Here is a 16,029-nt window from a genome sequence, read left to right as displayed (position 1 = left end):
CGACAGGTGTCAGGAACCGGCGCCGAGGACCCGGACGGGCAGCGGCCGCAGCGCCTCGCGCAACGCGGCCGCCAGCTCCCGGTACTCGGCGCCGCGCGCTGCCCCCGCGCGCATCGCGAGGGCGACCCGGCGGCTCGGCGCGGGCTCCGCGAAGGAACCGGTGAGAAGCTGCTCGCTGCGGCTGGTCTCGACCTTCACGGCGGTGTGCGGGACGGGCTGGAGTCTATGGCTGAGCGCCCTCTTCAAGCGCGGGACGGGCTGGAGAGCGTGGCTGAGCGACGTCGTCAGGCGTGGGACGGGTCGAAGAATGCGGCTGGGCAGCCCCGTCCGGCGCCGGACGGGTCGAAGATTGCGGCTGGGCAGCGTCGTCGGGCGTCGGGCGGGTCGGTTGCGGGGAGTGGTCGTCTTCGCCGGGTGCCGGGCCGGGCGGTTCCGGGGACTGGGCGTCCTCGTCGGGCTCGGTGCCTCCGTAGCGTTCCTGTGAGTACCGGTGGAGATAGCTGACCACCGTGTTGGTCACCGCCACCAGTGGCACCGCCACCACCGCGCCGCCCAGACCCGCCACCAGGCTGCCGGCCGTGACCGAGAGGACCACGGCGAGGGGGTGGACGCGGACCGCGCGGCCCAGGATGAACGGCTGCAGGATGTGGCCCTCGATCTGCTGGACCGCGAGGACGACGGCCAGGGTCAGCACCGCGGTGACGACGCCCTGGGTGACCAGTGCCACGATCACCGCCAGCGCGCCGGAGGCGACGGCTCCCACCAGGGGGATGAACGAGAACAGGAAGATGAAGACGGCCAGCGGCACGGCCATCGGGACATGCAGGAAGTAGATGCCGATGCCGATGAAGATGGCGTCGATGAGGGCGACGAGGACCGTGCCCCGGACGTAGGCGGTGAGGGTGCGCCAGGCGCGCGGGCCGGCCCCGGCCACTCCTTCGCGGGCCGCGGCGGGGACCAGCTTCAGGAACCACTGCCAGATGCGGTCGCCGTCGTACAGCAGGAAGAGCGTCGAGAAGAAGACCAGCAGGATGCCGGTGAGGGCCTCCACGACGACCTGGACGCCCTCCAGGCCGAACGAGGTGATCTCGTCGGTGTTGGCGCCGATCGCCTCGCGGAGGTTCTTGGCGATCTGGTTGATCTGCTTGTCGGTGACGTGGAAGGGGCTCTTCAGCAGCCAGTTGCGCAGGTCGTCGATGCCGCTCTGGATCTGGTCGGAGAGGGTGTCGATGTTCTCCATGACCTGCCAGGTCACGAACCAGCCCATCAGGCCGATCACCACGAAGCCGGAGATGGCGGTGAGCGCGGTGGCGGGGCCGCGCGGGACGCCGTAGCGGCGCAGGCGGGCGACCGTGGGCTGCAGCAGGGCGGTGATCAGCAGGGCGACGACGAAGGCGAAGACGACCAGTTGTACGGAGCTGATGACCCGCATCAGGATCCAGACCGCGCCGGCCAGCACCAGCAGCCGCCAGCCGACCTCGGCGGCGACGCGCACCCCCCACGGGACAGCCGTCACCGGGTCGGGACGCGGCACCGGCTTCCGGACGGGCGCGGGGGCCTGCGGAGCCGGGGTGGGGGCAGGGGCCGGGGCCGGGGCGGGCGCCGGAACGGACACGACCGGAGCGGGCGGCTCCGGCTCGGCGTGCTCCCGCTCCACCTCGGCCCGGCGCTCGTCCAACCGCTCGCCCATCTCGGTCAGTCCAGCACCGATGCGGCCGAGCCACCCAGGCACGCGCGACATGATCCGCCCTCTCCCCACCACTCCCCCCTGGAGTCGTCCGCAACGACCGTACAGGGCAACAGCCCCTCCCCCTAGGACGGGGAGGGGCTGTGGAAGGTTGAGAGAGGCTCAGCGCCCCGTAGGGGCGCGGCGAACCCCGGCGGAACGCCTAGTACCAGTGGTTCGCCTGCCAGAACGACCAGGCCTCACAAGGGCTGCCGTACCGGGAGTTCATGTAGTTGAGGCCCCACTTGATCTGCGTGGCCGGGTTGGTCTGCCAGTCGGCGCCCACGGAGGACATCTTGGAGCCGGGCAGGGCCTGGAAGAGGCCGTAGGCTCCGGAGGAGGCGTTGACCGCCCGGTAGTTCCAGCTGGACTCGTGGTCCACGATGTTGCTGAAGCACTGGTACTGGCCGCTGGCCACCATCTGCTGAGCCATCGCCTGGATCTGCGCCACGGTGTACGAGCTCTGGACCGGGAAGCTGGCGGAGGAACGGCTGGCCGCTTCCTTCGCCTCGGCGCGCTCCTTGGCTTCCTTCGCCGCCTTCTCGGCCTCGGCCTTCTTGGCCTCGGCGGTCTTGGCTGCGGCCACCCGGGCGGCCTGCTCGGCGTCCTTCTTGGCGCTCGCGTCCGCCTGGATCGCCACGGCGTCGGCCTGCTGCGTCAGGGACGCGGTCTGCACCTGGGCCTGCTCACCCGCGGGCAGATCCGCGAGGAGCGTGGTGTCGGCTGCCGTAGCCTCGGCGTCGTTGTTCGGCTGGGCAACACTGCCCGAGGCCACACCCACGACGCTTCCGACGGCGGTGACCGCGGTGGCCGAGGCCACTGCGAATCCCCGGACCGAGATCCGGCTCACACGGTTTCCTTCCAGCATCGCCCGCTTCGGTGACCCTGGCGGACGCAATCTTGCCCCCGACACTGGTCTCCTCACTACTGGGTCACGGGAGACACGGGCCCGGTGGGCAACTCCTGGGAGGGAGCGCCGCGTGGTGCTCGGGCGGCATACGACGTCGCTATGGAATTAGCAGTGATGCTTCTGTTGTTCCGTACCGCTGGGGGTACGGGTGTGTCGTATGCGGGGCCTGACAGGAGTGAGACTCTGCCGTAACCCGACGCCGGGTGGCAATTCAGAGTTGCGTGTGAAAGCTCACATCCGGTTTCTCCCAAGGGATTCCAGGAAACCGCCACACGCGAAGGCGCCGCCCGGCTAGGCTCGGGGCCTTTGCCGGACGGCGCCAACGGATGGGCAATCAGCCCAAGTTGGACACAGGGATCAGATGGCTCAGATGTGCCCGTCCTCCAGCATTTCGGTCACAAGGGCGGCGATCTGGGACCTCTCGGACCGGGTGAGGGTGACATGCGCGAACAGCGGATGCCCCTTCAGCTTCTCCACGACGGCGACCACACCGTCGTAACGCCCGACGCGCAGATTGTCCCTTTGCGCCACGTCGTGGGTCAGAACCACCCGTGAATTCGCGCCGATCCGGGACAGAACGGTCAGCAGGACGTTCCGTTCCAGCGACTGCGCCTCGTCCACGATCACGAACGCGTCGTGCAGGGAGCGGCCGCGGATGTGGGTGAGCGGCAGCACCTCCAGCATCCCGCGGGCGGTGACCTCCTCGATGACCTCGCGGCTGGTGACCGCGGAGAGGGTGTCGAAGACCGCCTGCGCCCAGGGGCTCATCTTCTCCGACTCGGAGCCGGGCAGATAGCCCAGCTCCTGCCCGCCGACCGCGTACAGCGGACGGAAGACCATCACCTTCTTGTGCTGGCGGCGCTCCAGGACCGCCTCCAGGCCCGCGCACAGCGCCAGCGCCGACTTGCCGGTGCCGGCCCGGCCGCCCATCGACACGATCCCGACGTCCGGGTCGAGCAGCAGGTCGAGCGCGATGCGCTGCTCGGCACTGCGGCCCTTGATGCCGAACGCCTCACGGTCGCCGCGCACCACACGGACGTTGCCCTCGGCCGTCACCCGGCCGAGCGCCTTGCCGCGCTCCGACTGGATGGTCAGGCCGGTGTGCACGGGGAGGTCGGAGACCTCCGGGACGTACACGTGACCTTCCTCGAAGAGGATGTCCACCTGCTCGCCGGACAGGGTCAGTTCGGACATTCCGGTCCAGCCGGAGGAGTCCGTGATGGCGAGTTCGGCGCGGTACTCCTCGGCGAGGAGACCGACCGACGAGGCCTTGATCCTGAGCGGCAGGTCCTTGGAGACGACGGTGACGTCGTATCCCTCGGCCTGCAGGTTGCGGGCGACCGCGAGGATGCGGGAGTCGTTGTCCCCCAGGCGGTAGCCGCTGGGCAGCACGCTGGGGTCCGAGTGATTGAGCTCGACACGGATCGTGCCACCGAGTTCCCCGATCGGGATCGGGGCGTCCAGACGGCCGTGCCGGACCCGGTAGTCGTCGAGCAGGCGCAGCGCCTGCCTGGCGAAGTAACCGAGTTCGGGATGATGCCGCTTGGCCTCGAGTTCCGTGACCACGACGATCGGGAGCACGACCTCGTGCTCCTCGAAGCGGGCCATGGCGTTCGGGTCGGCCAGCAGGACGCTGGTGTCGAGAACATAGGTGCGCCGGTCGGACTTGCGGCGCGTTGTGCTGGTCACCACGGAAGGACGTACCCCCTCGGATGAGGTCGGGGAGCGACGAAGGCGAACTGGACCGGTTGACGGCCGCCCTGCACGGGCCGAAAACCGGCCCCCCGCTGCTTCTTCCGTGCCGTGACCGCACGGTCGGGCTGGTGCAAAGGGCCTCCCGGGCGGGCGGCCCCGAGCCGCCCACTGAGAACCGATGCCCGTGGTTCGGGCATCGACCTGCTTGGCTTATGCCCTCGAACATGCGCCACCATGCCACGGTCCGCAACGACGGGAAAGTGAACTCCGTGTTACTCGCGCCCCGATATGGGTGATTTACGCCTCATGGGCGGGGTGGGGTCATCCAGCGTGACGACGGGGTTATCCAGCGTGGCGGCGGTGGTGGGGGTCGTATGCCGTGTTGACGTCCGCCGTCACGATGACGTCACCCGCCGTAGCGGCGGTGCCGGGCCGCGTAGTCGCGCAGGGCGCGCAGGAAGTCGACCTTGCGGAACGCGGGCCAGAAGACCTCGCAGAAGTAGTACTCGGCGTGGGCGGTCTGCCAGAGCATGAATCCGGACAGCCGCTGCTCCCCGCTGGTGCGGATCACCAGGTCCGGGTCGGGCTGGTCGCCGGTGTAGAGGTGACGGCCGATCGCGTCGACGGTGACGGAGTCGGCGAGGTCCTCCATCGCTACGCCCTTGTCGTGGGCGTCCAGGATCATCGAGCGGACCGCGTCGGCGATCTCCTGGCGGCCGCCGTAGCCGATGGCGACGTTCACCAGTATTCCGTCGACGTGCGCGGTGGCCTCCTCGGCCTCCTTCAGCGCGGTCTGCATCGGGGAGGGCAGCAGGTCGGGGGTGCCGACGTGGTGGACGCGCCAGCGGCCGTCGGCGGCGAGGGTGCGGACGACGTCCTCGATGATGCCGAGGAGGGGGACCAGCTCCTCCTTGGCGCGGTCGAAGTTGTCCGTGGACAGCAGCCAGAGGGTGACGACCTCGACGTCGGTCTCCGAGCACCAGCCGAGGAACTCCTCGATCTTCTCGGCGCCGGCGCGGTGTCCGTGCACCGTGCTGGATCCCGCGGCCTTCGCCCAGCGGCGGTTGCCGTCCATGATGACGCCGATGTGCTTGGGCACCTGAGCGTGGTCCAGGTGGCCTTCCACCCGGCGCGCGTAGAGCCTGACGAGCAGGCCGCGCAGCTTGTCGCGCAGGTTCACTTGAGTCCGCCCCTCGTGATTCGGATGCGGGGGTCCGCCCGCCGAAGCCTACCCCGCTGGGAGTTGGGGGAGGCGCGGTGGGGATGGCGCCCAATAGGGGTGGGGGCTTGTGCCGTTTGGCGAGTGCGGGTAGGTCACGGCTGGTCGCGCCCACGCGGCGGAGCCGCATATCGATACTGCCCCGCGCCCCCGGGTTGGTGGCGCCCAGGTCGCTTGAGAAGTGGGTGAGAGCTGCGGACAAAAAAACGGGCCGGTCCGTGGGGGGGAGACGGACCGGCCCGAGGGGGGGCTTCCACCATAACCCTTCGTAAGTGATGCTGCGCGCATCAGCGCGCATCAACTACTCTCCGGAGTCGTCCGACGACGCCCCGACGGGGCTGAAACGCTGGATTCGCGGGTCCCGATTGGCCGATTCACAGCGGAATCCCAGGAAAAGTAGCCGCTTACGGGGAGATCAAGAGGGTTTGGGCCATCTTGGGGACGCCTCGGCGAGTTGTGCGCCCGTCCCCCCGACGGGCTACCCCGGGCGCGAACGGCGACTTGACGGGAGCGAGTGGGGCGATACGGCACCGCGCAGCCCCCTCCACCGCGCGGTACCGCCCGCGCAGCTTTGCTCACGCGAATTGCCTTGGTCTGAACTTACGTGAGCCAACCGGGTGATACGAAACGAAACAGGTAACGATGTGAGAACGCCGTGAAGACAGAGGATGAACGGGAGAGATCGGCATTCACTTATGCATAGATCCACGAACTAGATCACGGTTTGCCCGTATCGATCCCGCACGTCACGACATGCCCCACCTCGATCGCTTGGCTCGCCTTACGGCCGGTCGGACGCCCGGAAACCCGGACGGCGGTTCTTGGCCATTCTTCGCCGCCTGGCATTGCAAGGCCGGTGGATCACGGCCGGCGCGCCGGTTTGCGGGCGTCGAAGAGATGCCGCGAGCTGTGCGCGACGAACGGGCCCTCGGTCTCGATCCGCCGGTGCAGGGAACGGAGTCGGGGCTCGTACTCCTCGACCGTGAAGCCCGGGACCATCCACACGACCTTCCGCAGGAAGTGCACGACGGCCGCGATGTCGTGGAACTCCATCCGCAGCCGCTCCGCCCGCAGCCCGACGACCTCCAGCCCGGCCGCCTCCGCCGCCGCGCGCTCGCCGTCGGGGTGCCGGCCGGCCCGTACGGCCTCCGGCTGCGGGCCGAGGAAGAGCTCGACGAGTTCGAAGACGCTGGCGGGCCCGACGTGCTGCGCGAAGTAGGTGCCGCCCGGGCACAGCACGCGCGCGATCTCGGCCCAGTGGGCCCGCACCGGGTGCCGGCTGAGGACCAGGTCGAAGGTCTCGTCGGCGAACGGCAGCGGGGCGTCCTCGGGTGCGGCGACGACCACGGCACCGCGCGCGCTCAGCAGGGCGCTCGCCTTCGTGACGTTCGGCGGCCAGCCCTCGGTGGCGGCGAGCAGCCGGGGCCGGTCCGGGGCCGCCGTACCGAGGGCGAAGTCGAACACCTCGCCGCCGCCGGTCTGGATGTCGAGCGCGGCCGCGGCGCGGGCCAGGCGCCGGCCGGCCGCACGGGCGTACCCCCAGGACGGGCGGGCCTCGGTGGCCCGCCCCTCGAACCAGGAGAAGTCCCACCCCTCGGTCGGCACGGCGGCACCCTCGGCGACGAGGTCCTCGAAGGTGCGGTGCGTCCGCTGCTCTGTCATGGCCCGCATAATCGCAGCGGGTTGTCGGTGCCCGCTGCTAATTTCGCCCGCCATGAAGACCGATGAGATGTACACCGCCGGTGAGAAGGAAACCCTGCACGCGAGCCTGGACCGGCACCGGGACGCGGTCCTGTGGAAGCTGCGGGGCCTCGACGACGAACAGCTCCGCCGGCCGATGACCCCGTCGGGGACGAACCTGCTGGGGCTGGTGAAGCATCTGGCGTCGGTGGAGTACGCGTGGTTCGTGGCGAGCTTCGGCGGCGAGGTCGAGCCGCTGTGGTTCGACCCGAGCACCGACGACGACCTGGTCATCGACCCCGATGAGACGACCCGCCAGATCGTCGACTTCTACGGCCGTGCCCGCGCCGCGGCCGACACGGTGATCACGGAACGCCCGCTGGAGGCACTGGGCCACCCGGACTGGCGGGACCACTCCGTCTCCCTGCGCTGGGTCCTCGTCCACATGATCGAGGAGACGGCGCGGCACGCCGGGCACATGGACATCGTGCGGGAACTGATCGACGGGGCGACGGGCGACCATCCGCACGCCGCCGCGACGTCGTGACCGGGCCATCGGGGTCGGCGGCCACGCGCCGGGGGATTCAGCCGGCGTGCCCGGCGCCGCCCTCGCGCAGCACCAGCAGCACAAACCCCTCGTCCACGGGGTGCCGCGGGTCGTCGTACGGCACGAAGCCGCTCTTCTCCAGGAGGCGTACGGAGGCGGTGTTCCCGGCGAAGGGGTCGGCGAACAGGGGCCGTACGGTCTCCTCCTGGAGGAAGAGGGCGAGGGCACGGCTGCCGACGCCTCTCCCCCAGTAGGCCCGCCCGAGCCAGTACCCGGTGAACCGGCGCTCGCCCTCCCACCAGGCGACGATGTTCCCCGCGACCTCCCCGTCCACGACGACGGTCCGCACCAGCCCGCTCGGATCCCCGAGCACCCGCTCTCTCCAGTGCCGCAGAAAGGCCTCCCGCGGCCGGGGCGTGAACCTCGACCGCCGGACGGCCTCCGCGTCATGCTCGTACGCGAGGAAGATTTCCAGATCGTCGTCCTGTACGGACCGCAGCCGAACGTCATTGGTCGTCATACCGGCGAGTGTGGCACCCACCACTGACAACACCGCCCGCCCGACTCCCGGACCCCCCCTTACCCCTTTAGGGCACCAGCGGCCGGACCTCCTCCGCGGTGAACCGCACGAAGGCCTCGGGGTCGGGCTCGTCCGCCGTCGGCTGGAGGATGACGGTGTCCGCGCCGGCCTCCACGAGCCGCTGCACGGCCTTGGCGACGGCGCCCGCGTCGCCGGCGACGCCGAGGTCGGGGACGGACTCCAGCCCCTCCGCGGCGAGTTCGGCACGGAGCCGGGCGGGGGCGTCGGGGCCGGTGGCGGTGAGCAGATAGACGACCACCCGGTGCGGCTCCCCCGCGTCGCGTCCCGCGGCCAGCCGCCCCTCCTCGATGAGCCGCAGGGCCCGGCGGACGCGGTCGGGTGAGGTCGCGGCGGTGAGAACGGTCCCGTCGGCGGCGGCACCGGAGAGGCGCAGCGTACGGGGGCCCTCGGCGCCGGCGAGGACCTCGACCGGGCCGGCGGGCGGCCAGTCGAGCGCGACGTCGTCGAGGTGGACGTACCGCCCGCCGACGGTGAGCCGTTCCCCGCGCAACAGCGCGCGCAGGGCGTCGAGATGCTCGCGCAGCAGGGTCAGCGGGGAGTCGGCGCGGGCGCCCACCTGGCCCATCCAGTCCTGCACACCGTGCCCGACGCCGACGACCGCGCGCCCCGGGAACATCCGGTGCAGCGCGGCGACCTCCATGGCGGTGACGGCGACGTTCCGCAACGGCACGGGCAACAGCCCGACCCCGACCCGCATCCGCTCCGACCAGGCAAGAGCGGCCGCGGCCGTGGAGATCCCACCCTCCCGAAAACAGTCCTCCCACAACCACAACTCTTCGAGCCCCACCCCCTCGGCAACCCGAACGACGTCCCGAAGCCGCTCGGGGGGAAGCTGGGGACGGAAGACGGCGCCGAGTGATGTCATGGGGGAGGTCCTACCCGGGGACCGGGGTCGCGACAACTCCGACAACCACCGGGTCGTTCACCCGGTCGCGGAGTTCGGGTCCGGTAGTCGTACTCCGGCACGACGGGCGCGTTCGAGAGCGGCCGGACTTGCACCACGGAGGTCGGCCACACCTCGTTCGTTCGTCGGACGCTGCTGGACCACATGGAAGCGACAGGGACCTGGAACCGCGATGACGGCGGCGAAGCGAGGATCACCAGCGAACCACACCTCCCTGATCTGCTTGGTTTTCTCGGTGGTGTAGCCACGCCCGAGACGCCGTCTCCACCACATGGACCGAATGTGCACCTTCAGGATCATGGGCAGCTTCTCGTCCTGGCGCTCCGGGTTGGGAAAGCTCAACCAGACGTCGCCGGCGGTGGCTCCTGGAACCTTTCCGATCCCGTTTTCCGGTTCCTCGAACACCTGCCATGGATAGGCACGCAGCAGACGCCGTGCATGGAAGGCCCAGGAGATGTAGGACGGCTGGAGAAAGGCCCGGTAGAACGAGTAGAGCAGGGGAACGAAGAAGAGCCACAGTGTCCAGGTCATCGACATGGTCACGTACCAGGCCAGCAGCCCCAGCCACGCTGCAGGCCACAGGATCTGACCCAAGAACGCGCAGGTGACCAGCTTCGCCCAGGCGCGGCGGGTTGCCGGATCGTCCCAGGCCGCGGGGTGGTGCGTAGGGGGCATGTCAGTCCTTGTCGGGTTCGTCGTCGGACGCTTCCGGACGCGGGTCTTCGAAACTGACCGTACCGGCGACGTCCTTGAGCAGATCTCGGTAATGCCGGGCGTGCTCGACCGCCGTCGTGGCCAGTGAGAGGATCGCGACGCGTCGGCCGTCGAGACACGGGACGTAGGCCGTGACCTGCAGAAGTCCACCAGGAGCGCCAAGTCCCAGCTCTGGTGGCTCGTGCAGACGCGTCTGAACGAGCGAGGCCGGACCGCACGGCAGGTCCAGCGTCTCGATGTGCTCTGCCCCCTCCGTACAAGCGGCCGCCCGCCCCGCGAGGACACTGCGCGGAGCCCAGCCGGTACCACGCCAGGCAAGCGTGAAAAGAGACAGCAACGGTCCGCCATCCCCGTCGTCGTCGGCGTGAAGACCCAGGCAACAATGCACCGCGCCGGCTTCCAGAAGCAGTTGGGCCAGTCGGAGCACCGGACCGAGAGCGGTCAGCGGAACAGCCACCTGTGCGACATCACGCGCTGCCGCCGCCAACTCGTCGAGCGGAAGTGGCACGAATCCCGGGGGCAGTGCGAACCAGACATCGGCGTCCTCGCTCCGGGCCGAGTCGTCGATCAGGTAAGCCACACCGCTCATGACGCTTCTCCCGCGCCACGCAGCAGGAAGTGGAGCGCACCCGCTGTCGCCGGGACGTCGACGCCCAGGGTTCTCGGTCCGTCGAGAAGGCTGGTGACCGTCTTGGCCGTGTCGTTGTCCAAGGCGCCGGCGAAACTGCTGGCGACACCGTAGACGGCTGTACCGGCCCCCAGGATCGTCGCCGGTTTGTCGACCTTTTCGACGATCGGCGCCAGCCGTCCGCCGAACACACGGGGATGAGACAGAAGGCTCACAGCCCCCTCGGCTGCCGAGGCCTCTGTCCGCACCGAGACGCCCACCGTCTTGATCGAGGTCGCCGCTCTGACTCCGGCCTTGGCGATCTTCTGCCCGAGGGTCAACACTTCCTCGACCTCCCCGACCGATCCCGCCGTGGCAGCCAGCAGCTCGGGGGCTTTCATGGCCCCCTTCGCCACCGCTCCCAACCCCGGCAGCATCCCCAGGAAGTCCCCCGCGACCCCGAGCAGGTTGCCCCAGAAATCGACGTCCAGTTCGCCCTCGGTGAGGCCGTCCTCCAGCGATGCCAGGACCTCGGGGTCGCTGACCCGCAGGCCGAAGGCCATTCCGCTGAGGAGGCCCGCCGCCAGGAACAGCATCCAGGGTGCGACGGCCGTGAGGCCCAGCAGTGCGATCACGCCCAGGACGGCGGCACACGCACTGAGGATGTCGGGGAGGTTGTCGCCCAGCCAGTCGGTGAACTTGTCCCACGCGTTCGGTTCCTGCGGCGCCAGCTTGTGCGTGGCGTCGCTGATGTGCCGGGCCCGCCTGCGCGCGGTCTCGTCGTGCTCGCCGGCGAGGGAGCGGGCGCGCTTCAGTACTTCGTCCAGGTCCCCCTGCGCGGCCGTGACCTTGCTGTTCGCCTTGTGCAGGGCCGAGTCGGCGCCATCGTGCGCCTTGCCCTTGCCCGCGGCTCTCTCCGCCTCGTCCGCGTGCCCCTGCGCCCGCTGCAACGCCTCGCGGGCGTCCCTGGCCTCGCCGTCGAGTCTCTTCGCGCGCCGCTGGAACTCCTCCAGCTCCGTGCCCCAGAGATCCAGTTGCCTCGCCGCCTTGTCGGCGGAGTGGGCGCCGTTCTTCAGGTTGAGCGGCAGCGGGCCGCCCTCCAGCTGCTCGCGGAAGGCGACGGCCGCGTCTCCCTCCCAGTAGCTGCCGTTCATCAGCTTCGTGACCTTGGAGTGCGCCCTCTCCATCTCCTTGGCACAGTCGGACAACCTCCGGTGGATGTCCCGCACCAGGTCGGTGCTGCCGGGCGCCGGATCGAAGCCGAGATAGGGGTAGGGACTCGTGGCCGTCACTTGCCCCCGCCCTTGCTCCGGGCCTTCTCCAACGCCTTCTCCAACGCCTTCTCCAGAGCGACATCCACCTCGTGGAAGTCGTCCTTCGCCTTCTTCGTGATGTCCGTGAGCTCCCCGATCTGCTCGGCGATCTCCTTCGCCCCGTAGTGCCAGTCCTCCTGGAACCGGTCGCACGCCTTGTCCAGGTCGTCCGTACCGAGGCCACTGACCCCCGGGTCGTGCAGCACCTTCTGCAACGCCGTGAACGACTCCCGCGCCTTCTTCAAGTCCTTGAAGAACCTGTCCAGTTCGGTTCCGTCGACCTTCAAACGGTCAGCCATGTACCGTCCCCGTCACGTCGGTCTCCGTGCCAGAGGAATTACGGGCGGTCGGAGGCAGGGCCGCAGAGGCGGTGGGCACGGCGGTGGGAAGCCGGGCAGGGCGGTTCACCGGGGGACTCCAGGTGGGGCTAGAGGTCTCTTGAACCGCCCAACGATTTCCACGGGCTCGGGTGACACATACCCAGACCCGATGGGGGAAAGAGCGGACGCCCGGGCGGGCAGGACAGCACTACCTGGCCGAGAAAACCTCGCCTGGGCCGGGACATCGGTCGCTCCCTCACCTGTCGCCCGCAGTGTGGAACGGCCGGTGCGAGCATCTGCGGCGGAGCCATGAGAGGGGTGGGCGTAAGGCGCTGGCGAGACGGGCGCGGGACGTTGCTGCGGTCACGGAGAAGCGGCGTCGGCCCGGGCGGCGGATGCGGTGAGGTCCTTGCGCAGGGCCAGCCGGAAGGGCCTGGCGCCGCCCGGTTCGGAGACCACGGCGCCGGGGCCGGGCGGGCCCGCGCACCAGACGTGGGTGAGCCGCACGCTCACGTGGCGTTTGAAGGGGGTGGACGTCAACACCTCCCGCCCGATACGGAGGATCGCGGGGACCCTCGCCTCGCGTCCCGTGACGGGGTCGTACTCCCTGGGCCGCCATCCGTGCGTGCCGGGTACGACGACCTCGCACTCCACCAGCCGCCACGGGTACGCGCCCAGCCTGCGATGCGTGCGCAGCGCCGTGACGGCTCCCCAGACGTTGAGGGCGCCTTCCTCGGTACGCGTGTACCAGGACACGGTTCACCACTCCCACCGGCGACTACTGGCACACGCGTTCGCATTCCCCTGGCTCCGCAACGCCCCACAAACGCTCCGCGCCCACAGACCAGAGGCGGCGGCGCTCCGCGCCGCGACACCGGGATGCGATTCCTCCCCGGCGTGAACGCCGGGGCATCCTCGCAACAGGGAGGTGAAAGTCGGCCAGGCCGAACCAGTCGTAGGCGGAGTGCTTCGTCCACTCCAGTGCAGGGCGGCCGAGATCGCCGTCGACCTCCACCAGGTAGTCGGCCTCGTGGCGCAGCCCGCCGCCGTCGTCGCCGGTCCAGGACGTGACACCCAGCAGCTTGCGGACACGGCGCAGGCGCCAGCCGGTCTCCTCCTCGACCTCGCGAGCGAGCGCCGCCATGAGTGATTCACCCGGCTCGACGTGTCCGCCCACGATGTCCCAGGTGTCGGGAAACAGGCGCCCCTCAGGGCCACGCTTTTGAGCGAATGCCTCTCCTCGGTGATTGAGGATCACCGCACCGACGGTCCAGAGTTCTCCCGGCGCGGGCACGGGCATCTCGACACCCGTGTCCACCACGACCTGCGGATCTTTCGCTGCCATGAGCGTCAGCCTAGGGGGATCGCATGCGGGTCCGGCCCGACGTCGCGTGACGCGGCCGTCCACGATCGGCCGACGGATGCCCTGTGGGTACCGCCGTCCCTGTGCTGCACTCCGCTGTACTTCTTCTGCACGATGTTCATCTGTTCGTCAGCGGCCTGTCCGGCCGTGGATCCGGCTCTTCGCGCCACCTGGTGACCTGGGCGAACCTCACGGAGTCCTTGATGCAGATCGCTTCGTTACCGTACCTCGATGAACACGCGACGGTCGTCGCCGCGGGGACCGCCGACGTCTGGCGCGCTCTGACCGAGACACTGGACCGGTCCTTCTCACGCCCCGGATCGGCCGCCTACACCAGACTGGTGGGATGCGCCGACCGCTCGGCGTCCGGGCCACGGCCCCTCGCCGAAGGGTCGACAGTTCCCGGCTGGCGGGTGGTCACCGCAGTCCCGGAGCGTGAACTGGTCCTCCAGGGACGGCATCGGTTCTCGTCCTACGCCCTGATCTTCCGCCTCGAACACGCCGGTCCGGGGCAGTCACGGCTCCGCGCCGAAAGCCGGGCGGCCTTCCCGGGCCTGGCCGGGGGCCTCTACCGACGGCTCGTCGTCGGAACGGGCGGGCACGTGATCGGCATGCGGCGTCTTCTCTCGGCGGTCCGCCGCCGGTCCGAGTAGGAGACGGGCTGGCCTCGCCGGCAAGGGGATCCCGTATGTCGCCGTGCCTGTACGTTCGTTCACGTCATGCGGCAGCGGGCGGGCGGAGGCAGCTGAGATGGCACGGTGGAGAGACGGGCGCGGGACGCTGCTCGTGCATGGTGGTGGGGATGAGAAGGGGAATGGGGATGGGGATGGATATGGGGTGAAGGCCGTTCCCTTGGAGATCGCTGCCTCCTACCGGGCGCGTACCAGAGGGCTGCTGGGGCGTGATGCTCTTGACGGGGCGATCCTGTTGTCGCCCGCCAGTGGGATCCACACCTTTCGGATGCGGATGGCGATCGATGTCGCCTATCTGGATCGCCGTCTCAAGGTCATCGCCGTACGCACCATGCGGCCGGGGCGTCTCGGTCTGCCCCGGCTCCGTTCCCGGCATGTGCTGGAGGCGGAGGCCGGGGCGATGGCGGGGTGGGGTGTGGCGGCGGGGGTGAGGGTGAGTGTGACTGTCGAGGAGGGGCGGGCCGGCTGACGGTACGGCGTGGGAGCCGTGCCGTGTAGGGGCTTCAGGAGCCGGTCCGCGGGAACGTGACCTCCACCCGGCGGTTCTTCTTCCTTCCCTCCTCCGTCGAGTTGTCCGCGATCGGGTACTGCTCGCCGTAGCCGCGGACGTCGAAGGTGATGTTCGGGTCGTTCAGGTCCTGGTCCAGGACGCCCTGTACGGCGTTGGCGCGCTGGCGGGAGAGGACGTCTCCGTGGGCGGAGGTGCCCAGGTTGTCGGTGAAGCCGAAGACGCGGACCTGGGTCGGGTTCTGCTTCCTGATCTCGTCCGCGATCGCCGCGATCCGCGCCTTCGCCGCCTCGCTCAGCTTCGCGCTGTCCTTGCTGAACAGCACCTCGGCCTGGAGGGCGAACGTCACGTCCGTGTTGGTGTCCGTACGGCGCTCGTCACCGCTCTGGTCCTCGACGACCGACTTGATGTCCAGGACCTTCGGCGCGGCGAGGGTGGCGCCTTCAGGGAGCTTCAGGTCGGGGTCCGTCGGGTCGATCTTCACGGGCGCGGTGGCGGAGGGCTCCGTGCCCGGGGGGACGCTCGGGTCGCCGCCGTCGGCACGGGCGGTCGTCGCGCCGTAGAGATTCGCGACGACGAGAAGCGTCGCGGCGCCCAGGGTCAGGGGGAGGCGTGGTGTGGTCACTTCGGCCTCACCCGGAGATCTTGATGGTGCCGCTGGAGAAGGTGGGGAGTTGGAGGGTCACCTCGGTGGTGTCGGCCGGCGGGGCGGGGAACTGCATGAAGACGGGGATGGTCTGGCCGGCCTCGATCGAGGACAGCCCAGTGGTCGTCAGTGGTCGCCCGTCCGTGTCCCGTAGCACGTAGTAACGCTTCTTGCCCTTGGAGTCCACCAGAGTGGCGCCCCCGAGCGACGTACCGTGCTGGATGATTTCGGTCTCGTCGCCTCGAATGATGGAGGGGATCACGATCGACTGGGAACCGTCGTTCTTGAAGACCCCGTTCACGGTGAGGAAGCCGCCCGAATCCCGGTCGGCGGATGTGATCTGAAGAAGCAGACCGTCCTCTCCTCGGAGTTCCGCCAAGGGGGTGTCCGACTGCCCTTCCTGAGCGCTCGGTTTTGATCCGCTGTCCTTTGAGGCGGAGGCCGAAGCCTTCGGGTTCTTGCTGTCGTCGCCACCTCCACCGCCGCATCCGGCCATGCCGAGGGCAAGACCGACGGTCACGGCCAACGCGACCGTCCCCCTGCGAGCCTTCGCAGTGAACCGAATGCTCATCACTCCGCTTCCT

The 16,029-nt window shown here is 69.5% G+C and carries 18 protein-coding genes and 1 pseudogene; 3 read left to right on the top strand and 16 right to left on the bottom strand.

The annotated features are described in order from the left end of the window. Positions 1-9: 9 nt before the first annotated feature. The 6 genes and pseudogenes from ACFWPQ_RS04965 to ACFWPQ_RS04940 all read right to left on the bottom strand — a co-directional run. A pseudogene (locus ACFWPQ_RS04965) lies at positions 10-213 on the bottom strand (hydrogen peroxide-inducible genes activator); the annotation flags it as partial. A 10-nt stretch (positions 214-223) separates the two neighbouring features. Then, positions 224-1,741, bottom strand: coding sequence for an AI-2E family transporter (locus ACFWPQ_RS04960; protein WP_384029997.1), 1,518 nt, complete (start codon positions 1,739-1,741; stop codon positions 224-226). Between the two features lie 148 nt (positions 1,742-1,889). Then, on the bottom strand, positions 1,890-2,594 hold the full coding sequence (locus tag ACFWPQ_RS04955; protein ID WP_361292013.1) for a transglycosylase SLT domain-containing protein: 705 nt from the start codon (positions 2,592-2,594) through the stop codon (positions 1,890-1,892). A 408-nt stretch (positions 2,595-3,002) separates the two neighbouring features. Further along, a complete protein-coding gene (locus tag ACFWPQ_RS04950) occupies positions 3,003-4,328 on the bottom strand; it encodes a PhoH family protein (RefSeq protein WP_384029995.1) in 1,326 nt (441 codons plus the stop codon). 409 nt (positions 4,329-4,737) lie between these two features. Next, positions 4,738-5,511 carry an isoprenyl transferase gene (locus ACFWPQ_RS04945; RefSeq protein ID WP_384029993.1) on the bottom strand — a complete coding sequence of 258 codons (774 nt, stop codon included), beginning with the start codon at positions 5,509-5,511 and terminating at the stop codon, positions 4,738-4,740. A 900-nt stretch (positions 5,512-6,411) separates the two neighbouring features. Continuing rightward, positions 6,412-7,212: a methyltransferase domain-containing protein gene (locus ACFWPQ_RS04940; RefSeq protein ID WP_384029991.1), complete on the bottom strand. Its 801-nt coding sequence runs from the start codon at positions 7,210-7,212 to the stop codon at positions 6,412-6,414. A gap of 52 nt (positions 7,213-7,264) precedes the next feature. Between ACFWPQ_RS04940 and ACFWPQ_RS04935 the strand changes: the two genes are divergently transcribed. Beyond that, a complete protein-coding gene (locus tag ACFWPQ_RS04935; protein WP_384029989.1) occupies positions 7,265-7,777 on the top strand; it encodes a DinB family protein in 513 nt (170 codons plus the stop codon). Between the two features lie 37 nt (positions 7,778-7,814). On the opposite strand, the gene ACFWPQ_RS04930 is transcribed toward ACFWPQ_RS04935, so the two are convergent. The 8 genes from ACFWPQ_RS04930 to ACFWPQ_RS04895 all read right to left on the bottom strand — a co-directional run bounded on the left by ACFWPQ_RS04930 (position 7,815) and on the right by ACFWPQ_RS04895 (position 13,581). Next, positions 7,815-8,297: a GNAT family N-acetyltransferase gene (locus ACFWPQ_RS04930; RefSeq protein ID WP_384029987.1), complete on the bottom strand. Its 483-nt coding sequence runs from the start codon at positions 8,295-8,297 to the stop codon at positions 7,815-7,817. A gap of 67 nt (positions 8,298-8,364) precedes the next feature. Further along, a complete protein-coding gene (locus tag ACFWPQ_RS04925) occupies positions 8,365-9,243 on the bottom strand; it encodes an LLM class flavin-dependent oxidoreductase (RefSeq protein ID WP_384029985.1) in 879 nt (292 codons plus the stop codon). Between the two features lie 57 nt (positions 9,244-9,300). After that, on the bottom strand, positions 9,301-9,957 hold the full coding sequence (locus tag ACFWPQ_RS04920) for a hypothetical protein (protein WP_384029983.1): 657 nt from the start codon (positions 9,955-9,957) through the stop codon (positions 9,301-9,303). 1 nt (position 9,958) lies between these two features. After that, the gene (locus ACFWPQ_RS04915; protein WP_384029981.1) at positions 9,959-10,585 is read right to left on the bottom strand and encodes a hypothetical protein; all 627 of its coding nucleotides are present in this window, start codon (positions 10,583-10,585) and stop codon (positions 9,959-9,961) included. Then, positions 10,582-11,895 carry a hypothetical protein gene (locus tag ACFWPQ_RS04910; RefSeq protein WP_384029979.1) on the bottom strand — a complete coding sequence of 438 codons (1,314 nt, stop codon included), beginning with the start codon at positions 11,893-11,895 and terminating at the stop codon, positions 10,582-10,584. The genes ACFWPQ_RS04915 and ACFWPQ_RS04910 overlap by 4 nt, the downstream gene beginning before the upstream one ends. Then, positions 11,892-12,215 carry a hypothetical protein gene (locus ACFWPQ_RS04905; RefSeq protein WP_384029977.1) on the bottom strand — a complete coding sequence of 108 codons (324 nt, stop codon included), beginning with the start codon at positions 12,213-12,215 and terminating at the stop codon, positions 11,892-11,894. Before ACFWPQ_RS04905 ends, ACFWPQ_RS04910 begins: the two co-directional genes overlap by 4 nt. A 384-nt stretch (positions 12,216-12,599) precedes the next feature. Next, the gene (locus ACFWPQ_RS04900) at positions 12,600-12,992 is read right to left on the bottom strand and encodes a hypothetical protein (RefSeq protein ID WP_384029975.1); all 393 of its coding nucleotides are present in this window, start codon (positions 12,990-12,992) and stop codon (positions 12,600-12,602) included. A gap of 22 nt (positions 12,993-13,014) precedes the next feature. Further along, a complete protein-coding gene (locus ACFWPQ_RS04895; protein WP_384029973.1) occupies positions 13,015-13,581 on the bottom strand; it encodes an NUDIX hydrolase in 567 nt (188 codons plus the stop codon). A gap of 221 nt (positions 13,582-13,802) precedes the next feature. Here ACFWPQ_RS04895 and ACFWPQ_RS04890 point away from each other — a divergent pair, with 221 nt between their 5' ends. Then, complete coding sequence (locus tag ACFWPQ_RS04890) at positions 13,803-14,252, top strand: hypothetical protein (RefSeq protein ID WP_384029971.1); 450 nt, start codon at positions 13,803-13,805, stop codon at positions 14,250-14,252. Positions 14,253-14,349: 97 nt separating this feature from the next. Continuing rightward, positions 14,350-14,760, top strand: coding sequence for a DUF192 domain-containing protein (locus ACFWPQ_RS04885; RefSeq protein WP_384029969.1), 411 nt, complete (start codon positions 14,350-14,352; stop codon positions 14,758-14,760). A 34-nt stretch (positions 14,761-14,794) separates the two neighbouring features. Here the strand turns inward: ACFWPQ_RS04885 and ACFWPQ_RS04880 are convergent, their stop codons facing one another. Next, on the bottom strand, positions 14,795-15,424 hold the full coding sequence (locus tag ACFWPQ_RS04880) for an OmpA family protein (protein WP_384029967.1): 630 nt from the start codon (positions 15,422-15,424) through the stop codon (positions 14,795-14,797). Positions 15,425-15,431: 7 nt separating this feature from the next. Beyond that, the gene (locus ACFWPQ_RS04875; RefSeq protein WP_384029965.1) at positions 15,432-16,016 is read right to left on the bottom strand and encodes a hypothetical protein; all 585 of its coding nucleotides are present in this window, start codon (positions 16,014-16,016) and stop codon (positions 15,432-15,434) included. Positions 16,017-16,029 lie beyond the last annotated feature (13 nt).

The organism is Streptomyces sp. NPDC058464 (assembly GCF_042721035.1).
Taxonomy (GTDB): domain Bacteria; phylum Actinomycetota; class Actinomycetes; order Streptomycetales; family Streptomycetaceae; genus Streptomyces.
The sequence above is the reverse complement of the archived record's forward strand: the minus strand, read 5'-3'. Positions and strand labels throughout refer to the sequence as shown.